The organism is Leucobacter sp. GX24907 (genome assembly GCF_053567335.1).
Map to the genome: position 1 here is coordinate 115,316 of NZ_JBSGPD010000004.1, position 13,241 is coordinate 128,556.

General features: G+C 64.1%; 9 protein-coding genes. 7 read left to right on the forward strand and 2 right to left on the reverse strand.

Features of this window, described 5'->3' with window-relative positions; translation table 11 throughout:
• Positions 1-105: 105 nt before the first annotated feature.
• The 4 genes from topA to ACUYV6_RS07505 all read left to right on the forward strand — a co-directional run bounded on the left by topA (position 106) and on the right by ACUYV6_RS07505 (position 6,188).
• Positions 106-2,922: a type I DNA topoisomerase gene (gene topA, locus ACUYV6_RS07490; protein ID WP_449278042.1), complete on the forward strand. Its 2,817-nt coding sequence runs from the start codon at positions 106-108 to the stop codon at positions 2,920-2,922.
• A complete protein-coding gene (gene tmk, locus ACUYV6_RS07495) occupies positions 2,922-3,569 on the forward strand; it encodes a dTMP kinase (protein WP_449278043.1) in 648 nt (215 codons plus the stop codon). Before topA ends, tmk begins: the two co-directional genes overlap by 1 nt.
• A 210-nt stretch (positions 3,570-3,779) precedes the next feature.
• Positions 3,780-4,946 carry a hypothetical protein gene (locus ACUYV6_RS07500; RefSeq protein ID WP_449278044.1) on the forward strand — a complete coding sequence of 389 codons (1,167 nt, stop codon included), beginning with the start codon at positions 3,780-3,782 and terminating at the stop codon, positions 4,944-4,946.
• 39 nt (positions 4,947-4,985) lie between these two features.
• Positions 4,986-6,188, forward strand: coding sequence for a fumarylacetoacetate hydrolase family protein (locus tag ACUYV6_RS07505; RefSeq protein WP_449278045.1), 1,203 nt, complete (start codon positions 4,986-4,988; stop codon positions 6,186-6,188).
• A 37-nt stretch (positions 6,189-6,225) separates the two neighbouring features.
• Here the strand turns inward: ACUYV6_RS07505 and ACUYV6_RS07510 are convergent, their stop codons facing one another.
• Complete coding sequence (locus ACUYV6_RS07510) at positions 6,226-7,281, reverse strand: LacI family DNA-binding transcriptional regulator (protein WP_449278046.1); 1,056 nt, start codon at positions 7,279-7,281, stop codon at positions 6,226-6,228.
• Positions 7,282-7,419: 138 nt separating this feature from the next.
• Here ACUYV6_RS07510 and ACUYV6_RS07515 point away from each other — a divergent pair, with 138 nt between their 5' ends.
• From ACUYV6_RS07515 to ACUYV6_RS07525, 3 genes are all read left to right on the forward strand, one after another.
• The gene (locus ACUYV6_RS07515; RefSeq protein WP_449278047.1) at positions 7,420-8,634 is read left to right on the forward strand and encodes a CaiB/BaiF CoA transferase family protein; all 1,215 of its coding nucleotides are present in this window, start codon (positions 7,420-7,422) and stop codon (positions 8,632-8,634) included.
• 102 nt (positions 8,635-8,736) lie between these two features.
• Positions 8,737-10,107: an MFS transporter gene (locus ACUYV6_RS07520; protein WP_449278048.1), complete on the forward strand. Its 1,371-nt coding sequence runs from the start codon at positions 8,737-8,739 to the stop codon at positions 10,105-10,107.
• Positions 10,104-10,565 carry a MaoC family dehydratase gene (locus ACUYV6_RS07525; RefSeq protein ID WP_449278049.1) on the forward strand — a complete coding sequence of 154 codons (462 nt, stop codon included), beginning with the start codon at positions 10,104-10,106 and terminating at the stop codon, positions 10,563-10,565. Before ACUYV6_RS07520 ends, ACUYV6_RS07525 begins: the two co-directional genes overlap by 4 nt.
• Before the next feature lie 234 nt (positions 10,566-10,799).
• Here the strand turns inward: ACUYV6_RS07525 and purL are convergent, their stop codons facing one another.
• On the reverse strand, positions 10,800-13,169 hold the full coding sequence (gene purL / locus ACUYV6_RS07530) for a phosphoribosylformylglycinamidine synthase subunit PurL (RefSeq protein WP_449278050.1): 2,370 nt from the start codon (positions 13,167-13,169) through the stop codon (positions 10,800-10,802).
• Between the last annotated feature and the right edge of the window lie 72 nt (positions 13,170-13,241).

Sequence of the window (13,241 nt, forward strand, 5' to 3'; positions counted from 1 at the left end):
GGGGCGCGGGCGGCCGCGGCAAGATGCAGATTCTCATGCCACACTGTGTATCGTGACGTTGCGGAAATGCGCCGCAGCACGTTTTGGAGAATCAGAAGGAGCCCTGTGGAGGGTACGAAGAAGCTCGTGATCGTCGAGTCGCCGACTAAGGCGCGGACGATCGGTTCCTACCTCGGAGACGACTACGAGGTGATCGCGTCAGTCGGACACATCCGAGACCTTGCCGAGCCCTCCGAACTACCCGCCGAACTCAAGAAGGGGCCGTTCGGCAAGTTCGCCGTCGATGTCGAGAACGGGTTCTCTCCGTACTATGTCGTCGCCGACAACAAGAAGAAGACGGTCTCCGAGCTGAAACGTGCCATGAAAGGCGCCGACGAAGTCTGGCTTGCAACTGATGAGGACCGCGAAGGCGAAGCCATCGCGTGGCACCTCCTCGAAGTACTGAAGCCGAAAGTGCCGGTGCGGCGCATGGTGTTTCACGAGATCACCCGCGAGGCGATCGAGCAGGCCAAGCAGAACACCCGCGACATCGACGTCGCGCTCGTTGATGCGCAGGAGACCCGTCGTATCCTCGACAGGCTCTATGGCTACGACATTTCGCCGGTGCTGTGGCGCAAAGTCGCCCCGAAGCTCTCGGCAGGCCGTGTGCAGTCTGCTGCCACTCGACTGGTCGTCGACCGGGAACGCGAGCGCCTGGCCTTTACCCCGGCCGAATACTGGGACCTGACGGCATCGTTCCGCCCTGCCGCGGAGGCGAGCGATACTACGCCGTTCCAGGCCCGCCTGGCGCGTATCGACGGGCAGAGAATCGCCTCCGGTGGAGACTTCGGCGATGACGGCCTGCTCACCGCAAAGGCGCAGAGCGCAGGCGTGCTGCCGCTCGCTGCTCAGCGCGCGCAAGCACTCGCCGAGCTGCTTGCCGACTCGGCAGAAGCCACCGTGCGCTCGGTCGAGACGAAACCGCACACCCGCCGCCCCGCGGCTCCGTTCACGACCTCCACGCTGCAGCAGGAGGCGTCGCGCAAGCTGCGATACAGCTCGCGGCAGACGATGTCGTTCGCCCAGTCGCTCTACGAGAACGGCTACATCACCTATATGCGAACAGACTCCCCGACGCTGTCGCAGCAGGCGATTCAGGCTGCGCGATCGCAGGCGGCCGAGCTCTACGGCGCTCATACGCTGCCCGACTCGCCGCGCGTCTACAAGGGCAAGGCCAAGGGTGCACAGGAAGCGCACGAGGCGATCCGCCCCGCCGGAGACCAGTTCCAACGCCCGACCGCGCTCAAGGGCAAGCTGAACCAGGGTGAGTACGCGCTCTACGAGTTGATCTGGAAGCGCACGGTCGCCAGCCAGATGGCCGATGCCAAGGGATCGACCGATACCGTGACGCTCGGAGCAAAGGTGCAGGAGTCGGGTGCTGCCGCGGCCACCGCCATCGAGTTCACCGCGAGCGGTACCGTCATCACGTTCCCTGGATTTCTGCTCGCCTACGAAGAGGGGCGAGATGAGAAGCGCGGCGAGTCCGAGCAGAACGTCTCGCTGCCACAGCTGACACGCGATCAGCCACTCGGAGTCGCTGATCCGGAAGCGAAGCCCCACGAGACCAGCCCGCCCCCGCGATACACCGAGGCCAGCCTCACCAAACGACTCGAAGATCTCGGCGTCGGGCGTCCGTCGACCTATGCTGCGATCATCAGCACGATCATGGACCGTGGGTACGTGACGAAGAAGGGCCAGGCGCTCGTTCCGAGTTGGATCGCCTTCTCCGTCGTCCGCCTGCTCGAAGAGCATTTCTCCGAGCTGGTCGATTACGACTTCACTGCCGAGATGGAGAGCGATCTCGACCGCATTGCCGCCGGTGAGGCCGAGCGGGGCACTTGGCTCGCCGAGTTCTACTTCGGTTCCGATACGCATCCAGGCCTCCGAGGAGTCGTCGACAATCTCGGAGAGATCGATGCACGGGCGATCAATACGATCAAGATCGACGACGAGATCTCGCTGCGCAACGGCAAGTACGGCCCCTATCTCGAGGTGTACGACGAAAAGTGCGAGGTCGGTGACGATGGTGCGCTGAAGCCTCGCAGCGTCAACATTCCCGACGGGATGGCTCCGGACGAACTCACCCCGAGCAAGGCTCACGAACTCGCAGATGCCGAGCCCGCTGAGGACCGTGTGGTCGGCCTGCACCCCGAGACCGGACGCCGTATCGTGGCGAAGAACGGCCGCTTCGGCCCTTACGTGACCGAGTTGCCGAACGATGACGAGGAGTTGCCGAAGGGCAGCAAGCCGCGCACCGCGTCCCTATTCAAGACTATGGATCCGGCGACAGTGGATCTCGACAGCGCGGTCGCACTCATCGATCTGCCGCGTGTGGTCGGCGTCGACGATGAATCCGGTGCTGAGATCACGGCCCAGAACGGCCGCTACGGCCCCTACCTCAAGAAGGGGACGGACACCCGGACGCTTCCGAGCGAAGATGCCATCTTCACCGTCGATCTCGCCGGCGCGAAGGAGCTCTTCGCACAGCCGAAGTACGGCGCACGGCGAGCGACGAGCGCCCTCAAAGAGTTCGACGCCGACCCCGTGAGCGGCAAGCCCGTGCGGGTGCGCGATGGCCGTTTCGGCCCATACGTGACCGACGGCGAGACGAATGCGACGATCCCTCGCGGCGAGAGCGTTGATGAGATCACCTTCGAACGCGCGATCGACCTGCTGGCGATTAAACGCGCGAAGGGCCCGGCCAAGAAGCGTGCAACCAAGAAGGCTCCGGCGAAGAAACCCGCTGCGAAGAAGCCGGCCGGAAAGAAGACCTCGGCCAAGAAGGCAGTGGATCCGGCGCGATCAGCGGCTGCGAAGAAGGCCGCGGAAACGCGCAAGGCCAACGCCGCGAAGAAAGCAGCAGAAGCTCAGAGGACGGACTGATGCCCGGCATCTTCATCACGCTCGAGGGCGGTGATGGTGCCGGGAAGACCACGCAGGCCGAACTGCTTGAAGCCTGGCTGGTGGAACGCGGGTACGAGGTCGTGCGCACACGCGAACCCGGCGGAACCCGCCTCGGTGTGGAACTGCGCAGATTGCTGCTGCACGGAACCGCAGACGGCGAGGGCGGTGACATCGGGGAAGTTGATGCGAGAGCTGAAGCGCTCCTCTACGCGGCAGACCGCGCCCAGCACGTTGCGAAGATCGTGCGCCCGGCTCTCGATCGTGGTGCAGTGGTCGTGCAGGATCGCTACATCGATTCGTCGCTCGCCTATCAGGGGGCCGGACGCGTACTCGATATCGACGAGGTGCGACGCATCAGTGAATGGGCCGTCGACGGGCTGGCGCCCGACCTGACCGTGCTCCTCGACGTGAGTCCCGAGTTGTCGGCCGAGCGGCGGGCCTCCCGCGGAGGGAAACAAGACAGGTTGGAATCCGAGACGATCGAGTTCCACCGTGCGGTACAAGAAGGCTTCCTGCGCCTGGCGCAAGCTGAACCCGATCGCTTCCTCGTGCTCGACGCCGCGGAACTCGCCGAAACAGTGCACGCCGACATTCTCGGACGAGTGACGCCGCTGCTCCAACGGTAAGCACGACGACTTCACGAGTTCGCTTCTCTCTGTGACTGCTTTTCGGCAGCACTGTGGCGCGATGAGTCTCTCATCTCTGCGTGCAAGGAGTGGATGTTGATCCCCTCGCCAGAAAGTTGCTAGGCGCCATTTCTGATAGCGTTAATGTGAGCGCTAACATATTCTGGTTTCAGAGTGCGATGCTGGACCAAGCACTCGAGGAGGAGAGGTATGCACTACCGAGGACTGACATGGGACCATCCCCGCGGCTTTCAGGCTCTGCGGGTTCTTGCGGAGCGGTTCAGCGCCGACGGGCGGCACGACGATACGCTCAGCTGGGATGTGCACACTCTTGAAGGGTTTGAATCGGCATCGATCGAAGAACTCGCTGACAGGTACGATCTCATCGTGCTCGATCACCCTCATATCGGGGATGCATTGGCCTCTGACTCTCTGCAACCTGTCTCGGGTTCCGGCCGAGATGGTTTCGCATCGCTAGAAAGCGGCGAGTTCGTTGGCCCATCGGTGCAGTCATATGCGCTCGCCGATAGCGTCTGGGCACTGCCCCTCGACGCGGCGGCGCAGGTGGCGGCCTACGATCCCTCCCGGCTATGCAGTGTCCCCAGTACGTGGGACGACGTAGTCGCGCTCTCTGAGCAGGAACCGGTGGCACTATCGCTTGCGGGCCCGCATGCGCTTCTGACCCTGTACTCGTTCTGTGTCGCTCTCGGTGAGGCGCCGGGAGGGCTCGGACAGCTTTCCCGAGACGCGGCCGAACACGCTCTCGCACGCATGGCTGGCATTGCCGGGCGTATGGACCCGGATTGGATCGGGTTGAACCCGATTGGTCTACTCGAACGCATATCCTCTCGTAGTGATATTGCATACTGCCCGTTGGTGTTCGGGTACGTGAACTACGCGGTCCGTCCGATGTCGGGAGGGGGTGGATCGTGGCGAGTCGCTTTTGCAGATGCGCCCCGTGTGGGGGGAAGAGCACCCGGTTCCGTGATCGGGGGCACCGGGCTGGCTGTATCGAGCCGTGCCGAGGTGAGCGACGCGCTCGCCGCCCATCTCGCCATGCTCATCGATGATGAGACGCAGTCCGGGATCATCGTGCGGGAGGCAGGACAGCCGAGCCGTACCGCGGCATGGGCCGCGGACGTCGTGGATCGTGCCTCCGGTGGTTTCTACTCGGCGACAAGGGAGACTCTTGAGGCCTCGTGGGTTCGTCCGCGATTCGCCGGGTATACGGCATTCCAGGGATCAGGGTCGGCCATCGTCCGGGACATCGTGCTGGGTCGGATCTCTCCCGGACGTGGGCTCGAGGACTACGAGGCGCTGCGGCGCAGAGCGATCTCCGGGATGAAACACGACGGCAATGGTCGCCCACTCACGTAGCGTGCGACCCGAGACAGAATTGGAAAGGAACGATCAACCATGACCGCGCGCAAGACGAACAACACGATCGAGTGGCCGCCCTCAGCTACCGCCACGCTCCCCGACGATGCGAGCGATGCTTTACTCGTCGGAAGGATCTGGAGCCCGACCTATGAATCGCCCTCGGTCGTTATGGTGCGCGACGGTGAGCTCTTCGATATCACTGACCACTTTCCCACGATGACCCATCTCACCGAGGAGCCCGATCCCGCGCGAGCCGTGCGGGGACTCGAGGGGGTACGTGCGGGGGTGCTGGAGGATGTACTGCGAAACACCGCGCAGCAGAATCCCGACCCCGAGATCCCGGTTCTGCTTTCGCCGATCGACTTGCACGCAGTGAAGGCAGCCGGGGTTACCTTCGCGGTGTCTATGATCGAGCGATTCATCGAGGAGCGCGCAAGCGGAGACCCGAGTCTCGCAGCGGAGGTGAGGGAGGAGATTGGAAGCATCCTCGGAGGATCCCTTGCCGATCTTGTACCCGGCTCCGAGGCTGCATCCCGCCTTGCTGAGGCGCTGAAGGAGCGTGGCCTCTGGAGTCAGTATCTCGAGGTCGGGATCGGACCTGATGCCGAGATCTTCACCAAGGCTCAGCCGCTCTCGAGTATCGGTACTGCAGGGAGTCTTGGGGTGCTCTCGAAGTCGTCGTGGAACAATCCCGAGCCCGAGATCGGTCTGATCGTCGCCTCGTCTGGAGCCGTCGTTGGTGCGACGCTCTCCAATGACGTCAACCTGCGTGACTTTGAAGGGCGGTCGGCGCTGCTCCTCTCGAAGGCGAAGGATAACAACGCGTCGGCCGGAGTCGGGCCGTTCATTAGGTTCTTTGACGAGAACTTCAGTCTCGACGACGTGCGTTCGGCGACAGTCTCTCTCGAGGTCGAGGGAGAGGACGGGTTCCGCCTCGATGAGACCTCTTCGCTCGCTGAGATCAGCAGGGACCCTGCGGATCTCGTGGCTCAGCTTCTCGGGCCGCACCATCAGTATCCCGACGGTGCGATTCTGATGTTGGGGACATTGTTTGCCCCGACAGCCGACAGGTCAGCGCCCGGGGAGGGCTTCACGCACAACCGCGGAGACCTGGTTCGTATCTGCAGTCCGAGGCTTGGCTCACTTGTGAACACCGTCGAGGAGAGCGAACGTTGCGCGCCGTGGACGGTCGGATTCAGAGAGCTCATGTCGCGGCTCGCTCGACGGGGTGTCTTGTAATGGGCGCGCTCTGTGGGTCGCCGTTGCCTGCGTTGGGTCAGGTTGTCTCGCGCAACGTGATGCGATAGTCCACACGAGTCGACGTCGATCCGGTTTCGCGGCCTTCCATTTTCGCGAGCAGTCGCTCGGCGGCGATGCGACCGATCTCTGTGTTGGGGATCGAGACGGTGCTGAGGGCCGGCGTGAGCGCCGATGAGAGCTCGAAGTCTCCGAACCCTGTGATGCCGAGACGATCGGGAATTCTTAGCCCCTTGCGCATGCTTGCCAGGACTGCACCGTTGGCGAGGATGTCGGTACCGAACATGGCGATGTCCATTTCGGGATAGCGCTCGAGCATGCGATCGAGAAGCTTCTCGCCCGAGGCGAGTGTGAGTGGCATGTCGGACGAGTCGACGAATCGTTCTTCGGAGCCCGGGTACAGGCGCTGGAATGCTTCTCGGAATCCAGAGAGTCGTTCTAGCGAGCGATGGTCTCCCGGCCGCAGGGAACCTGTGAACACCGGCGCCTGATACCCGGCATCGTGAACCGCAGTGAGGAGGTCTCCCATCGCGCTCTGGTTCGAGAATCCGACCAGGTCATCGAGCGGGTGCTCGGTCCACCCCCAGGTTTCGACGATGGGGATGCGCGATGCTCGCAGCATCTCTGCTGCGACCTGCGTGTGCGTGTTGCCGACGAGGAAGACGCCGTCGGGCCGCCGGCCAAGTAGCTGCCTGACGAGGGCCTCCTCGCGCAGATCCTCATAGTCGGTGAAACCCAGGACGAGTTGGTAGCCAGCAGCGCCGAGAACTGCCTGCGCGGCGGAGAGGGTCTCGGAAAACACCGAGGTGGAGATCGATGGAATGAGTGTCGCGACCAGCCGACTGCGATTCGACGCGAGGTTGCTTGCGGTGAGGTTCGGCACGTAACCGATTCGGCGGACGGCTTCCTCCACCCGCTCGAGGGTATCGGGAGCGACCTCATCCGGGCGCCTCAGTGCGCGGGACACCGTCTGCGCCGACACCTGGGCGAGCTTGGCTACATCCGCGAGCGTCGCGGCGCGAGTAGAGCGCCTACCGCCTCGTCTTCCAGGCTGCCGGGGGGTACCAGGTGACAAGTCCGCCTCGCTCCATACTCTGAGAAATGACCGAAAGTCTACCAGTCAAAGTGAGGCGCTTGTGTTAGCGATAGCGATAGCGCTAACATCAATTTCGGGAACGTGCCCGTTGAACAGTTTGCTCAAAGGAAGTGCAGGATGAAGGTCCTCGAAGGAATCCGCGTCATCGATGTGTCGCTCGCAATGTCAGGTCCGTTCGCGACGCAGAAGCTCGCCGACCTGGGGGCCGACGTGATCAAGGTCGAGCCACTCACGGGGGAGTGGCAGCGGCACGTCTCCGCTGGAGGCGCCGCGGGTACCGAGGTCAACGCCTCGTTCCTATCCCTGAACAGGAACAAACGCTCGATCTCTCTCGACCTGAAGTCCGAGTCGGGGCGTGCCGTGCTCCACGAACTCGTAGAGACGGCAGACGTCTTGCTCCAGAACTACCGGCCCGGCGTAGCCTCTCGACTGGGGGTCGACTACGAGACACTGCGCTCCATCAAGCCCGATCTCGTGTACGTCTCGATCTCCGGGTACGGAGAGGACGGCCCGTACGCCATGCGTCCCGGTCAGGATGTCATCCTGCAGGCCATGAGCGGTGCACTCTACAGCGCGCTTCGCGAGGGCGAGGCTCCGCGTCCGGCGCCCTACTTCTTGGTCGACGCTTTCGCGGCGTACTCAGCGTGCGAGGGCGCGCTCGCCGCGCTGTTCCATCGTCTCCGCACTGGTGAAGGCCAGCTCGTTGAGGTCAACATGCTGGACGCCATCATCGCTGCGCAGATGCAGGAGATCAGCGTCCGTACCGTGGGAGGAGTTCCGCAGACTCCGAGCACCGAGATCCACGCGCACAGCTACATCCGGGCTCCCTACGGGGTATTCCCGACGAGCGACGGCTTCATCGCGCTCTCCTTCGCGGAGTGTGACGTCCTTTCCCGAGTGTTCGGCGACTCTCGTTTCGACGCCTACGACTCGGAGCGCGACGGCTTCACCCACCGCGATGAGATCTCGCGTCTTGTGACCGAGAACCTTGCAGAACGCGACACTCGGTACTGGATGGAGGTGCTCAGCGACGCCGGCGTCTGGGTCGGGCCAGTCTACGACTACGAGGACCTACTCACCGATCCGCAGGTCGAGCACAACGGTTCCTTCGTCGAGTACGAGCACCCGACCGAGGGTCGCGTCAAGACCCCCGGGTTCCCGTTCTCGTTGAAGGGGACACCGCAGCAGGTTGATCGGCCCGCCCCGCTCAACGGCCAGCACAGTCGCGAGATTCTTGCGGAGCTCGGCTACGACCGATCCCGCATCGAAGAGCTCGAGACGCGCCGGGCTATCTATCAACATCCGCTCGACGGCGAACGGCGTTCCGCCTGAGACGTTCAGAGGCCCATCGTGCTGACTCGGACCCGTCCGGAGTCTCGCCATCGCCGGTCTACATCCGGTCGTCATCCCTAATATCAACTGCAAAGGAGCATCATGGATGAGCAAGTAATCGAACTGGAAGCCAAGAGGAGGTCGCGGCGCGCAGCCGCGGCATCCGCCGTCGGTAGCCTCGTGGAGTGGTACGACTTCGCGCTATACGGTGCAGCTGCGGCGCTGGTCTTCAACACCTACTTCTTCGTAGGGGAGGATCCGGTCACCGGACTACTCCTCTCGTTCGCGACCTTCGCGGTCGGCTACTTCGCCCGTCCCTTCGGGGGTATCCTGTTCGGGCATCTTGGCGACAAGATCGGCCGGAAACCTGTCATGATCGCCTGCCTCGTGCTCATGGGGCTCTCCACGGCCGTAATCGGTGTGCTGCCGAGTTACGAGTCGGTGGGCCTTCTTGCGCCGATCCTCCTGGTACTGCTGCGCATCTTGCAGGGACTTGGCGCGGGCGCCGAGTACGCGGGGGCCGTCGTGCTCTCGTCGGAGTCGTCGATCCCTTCGCATCGCGGGTTCTACGCGTCGTGGTCCGGGGCAGGCGTCTGGATCGGCTCGGCCCTCGGGCTGCTCACCATGCAGCTCATGGTGTTCGTCACTGGCGACAACTTCACGACCTGGGGGTGGCGGATCCCCTTCCTGCTCAGCCTGGTCATGCTGGCAATCAGCATGTACATTCGTCGACGCGTGAGTGAGACCGAGCAGTTCAAGCATGCTGAGGAGACGAATCAGATCGTCCGAGTGCCGTTCTTCACATTGCTGAAGAGCGAGAAGCGCCGCCTGCTGGTCGCGCTGGGGTCGAACTTCATGCTCTCCGGATTCTCGTACATTCCCCAGGTCTGGGCGTTGAGCTACCTGACAAACGACCTCGGCGTCGCAGCTGCGCTCGCGCTCGGGATCAATGCGATCATCCTGCTCGCAGGTGCCGCTTTCATGCCGTTCTTCGGACGGCTCGGCGACAGGCTCGGACGGAGGCGCCTCTACATGTTCGGTGCGGCGTTCGGTGCGGTCTGGGCGGCACCGATGTTCATGCTCATCGACACGCGGAACCCGGTGCTCATGACGGTTGCCCTCGTGGTTTGCTTCGTCGGAGCCGTAGCGACCTGTTATGCGTCTCAGGCGGCGTTCCTCGCCGAGCTCTTCCCACCGGCACTGCGGTACTCGGGAGTGGCCTTCGCGCGCGAGTTGTCCGGTGCAGTGCTCGGAGGAACGGCTCCGCTGATCGCGACTGCGCTGATTGCCTCAACGGGGCACTGGTACGCCATCGCGGGATTCATGATTGTCAACGCTGTAGTCGGGTTCATCGCCGTCTACTTCTCGAAGTACTTCCGCTCAGACGATGACCAGGGCAACGATGAACGGTTCAATGAAGACACGACCGGGACGATCCGACTGGTTGAGTCGGCGAGGCGGGTGAGGGCATGACACCCGGAGTCGAGACGTTCGAGCGGGTGTTCGGCGATTACCGCCTCGGCGAGACCACCACGACCGGGCCTCGGATCATTTCCGACGACGACATTGTCGACTTCGCCCGGCTGACTGGTGATGAGCACCCCGCGCATACTGACGCGGAGTTTTCGACTGCTCGATTCGGTGGCCGACTCTCACACGGGGTGCTGACATTCGGCGTCGTGGTCGGTCTAACGGTCGAGTACAACCGTCTCGCGGTCGCGTACGGGTATGACCGCATACGCTTCCCGGGGCCGGTGCTTGCGGGTGACGTTATCACGGCGACATCGGAGGTGATCGAGCTCAAGGAGCACCGTAATCCCGACATCGGTTTGGTTGTCAAACAGTACACGGGGGTGAATCAGCGGGGCGAAGTGGTCGTAGTCGCACAACATACGCTCGCTGTGCAGCGAGCCTCTCCGGCTGATCTGTAGGCGGACGCCACCGACTCCGAGCTGCGCCTGCTCGCTTCCCGGAGTGAGCAATGCGGCGCAATATGCTCCTCGCATACGCGAATGAGAGCATATTGCGCCGCATTGCTTTGTGGGCTGCCGCCGTGTGCGGCACCGCGACTGCCGGCGAAACGCTTCGCGTTTAGCCGATAGTCGCCACCCCTCGCTTCGCTCCGTGGGCCGCGGCTGTGGCCGCGTCGCGGTGATGCGAGAAGGCTACGCCTCCTCGCCGATCACCGCGCCAAAGCGAGCGGGAAGCGTCGCCTGTGACGCCGCACCGAGCTCCGACAACGGCAGTGAGAACTGATCCTGCACCTCGATCGCAGCCGCATCGCCCGCACCATCGGTGACGCCGATACGCAGCACCGGGAAGCCGCGGCCCTCGCAGAGACCACGGAACTTCACCTCTTCCTCGTGCGGCACCGCAACCAGCACGCGCGCCTGCGACTCCGAGAAGAGGGCCGCGGTCGCGTCGACGCCGTCGCGCGAGACGATCTCATCGATCCACACCCGTGCACCGACGCCGAAGCGCAGCGCGCCATCGGTGAGCGCCTGGGCGAGGCCGCCCTCCGACAGATCGACCGCACCCGACAGCAGGCCGCGCTGCGAGGCGGCGTGCAGCAGCTCCGCGAGATCGCGCTCGGCCGAGAGATCGGCTACGGGCGGCTTCCCTCCGAGATGCGTGTGCACGGCTTCGGCCCAGGCGGAGCCGTCGAGCTCGTCGCGAGTCGTGCCGAGCAGGTAGAGGTGCTCGCCCTGATCCTGCCAACCGCTCGGCACGCGCCGAGCCACGTCGTCGATGATGCCGAGCACACCCACCACTGGGGTGGGGTGGATCGGGGTGTCACCGGTCTGGTTGTACAGCGACACGTTGCCGCCCGTCACGGGCACCTCGAGCGACAGGCAGGCGTCGGAGAGACCTTCGACGGCGCGCGAGAACTGCCACATCACCTCGGGGTTCTCCGGGCTGCCGAAGTTCAGGCAGTCGGTGACCGCGGTCGGCACGGCACCCGAGGTCGCGACGTTGCGGTACGCCTCGGCGAGTGCGAGCTGCGAGCCGACGTAGGGGTCGAGCTGGCAGTAGCGGCCGTTCGCGTCGGTCGCGATGGCGACGCCGAGTCCGCTGCTCTCATCGACGCGGATCATGCCGGCCCCATCGGGGAACGAGAGCGCAGTATTGCCGAGCACGTACTTGTCGTACTGGTTCGTGATCCAGTCGACGGAGGCCTGGTTGGGCGAGGATGCCACCGCAAGCAGCTGTGCGCGCAGCTCATCGCCGGACGCGGCACGGGCGAGGCCCGACTCTCGCACGCCAGAAGCTTGCAGCTCATCGATCCAGGAAGGGTACGCAACCGGTCGGTCGTAGACCGGTCCGTCGACTGCAACGGTGGAGGGATCGACGTTCACGATCTCCTCGCCGCGCCAGTTGATGACGAGGCGTCCGGTGTCGGTCACCTCGCCGAGCACGCTGGTCTCGACGTCCCACTTCTCGGTGACGGCGAGGAACGCATCGAGCTTGGCAGGATCGACGACAGCCATCATGCGCTCCTGGCTCTCCGACATGAGGATCTCCTCCGCGGTGAGCGACGGGTCGCGCAGCAGTACGCTGTCGAGCTCGATGAACATGCCGCCGTCGCCGTTCGCCGCGAGCTCTGATGTGGCGCACGAGATGCCCGCTGCACCGAGATCCTGGATGCCTTCCACGAGCTCATCGCGGAACAGCTCGAGGCAGCACTCGATGAGCACCTTCTCGGCGAAGGGATCGCCGACCTGCACTGCTGGCCGCTTGGTCGGGCCGCCCTCGCTGAAGCTGTCGGAGGCGAGGATCGAAGCGCCGCCGATACCGTCGCCACCGGTGCGGGCCCCGAAGAGCACGACCTTGTTGCCGGTTCCCGACGCGTTGGCGAGGTGGAGGTCTTCGTGGCGCAGCACGCCGACGCCGAGCGCGTTCACGAGCGGGTTGGCCTGGTAGACGCCGTCGAACACGGTCTCGCCGCCGAGGTTCGGCAGGCCGAGGCAGTTCGCGTACGAGGAGATGCCCGACACCACGCCGTGCACGACCCGAGCGGTGTCGGGGGCGTCGATGTCGCCGAAACGCAGCTGATCCATGACTGCCACGGGGCGCGCGCCCATCGAGATGATGTCGCGGATGATGCCCCCGACGCCGGTCGCAGCGCCCTGGAACGGTTCGATGTACGACGGATGGTTGTGGCTCTCCACCTTGAAGGTGACTGCCCATCCCTCGCCGATGTCGATGACGCCCGCGTTCTCACCCATGCCGACAAGCAGACGCTCCCGCATCTTGTCGTTGACCTTCTTGCCGAACTGGCGCAGGTAGATCTTCGATGACTTGTAGGAGCAGTGCTCGGACCACATCACGGAATACATGGCGAGCTCACCCGAGGTCGGGCGGCGGCCGAGGATCTCGCGAATCTTGTCGTACTCGTCGGGCTTCAGGCCCAGAGCGCCGTACGGCTGTTCCTTCTCGGGAGTCGCGATCGCGTCGGCGACGGTGTCGGGGCGAGCCGAATCGGGACGCGGTTCAAGGCCGTGGGTAGCGGCGGTGGTGGCATCGGTGTCAGTCACGCTCGATGTGCTCCGTTGAGTTCAGAATCGGGAAGAGGATCGGCGGCTGCGCGCGCCAGGCGTACGGGGTCC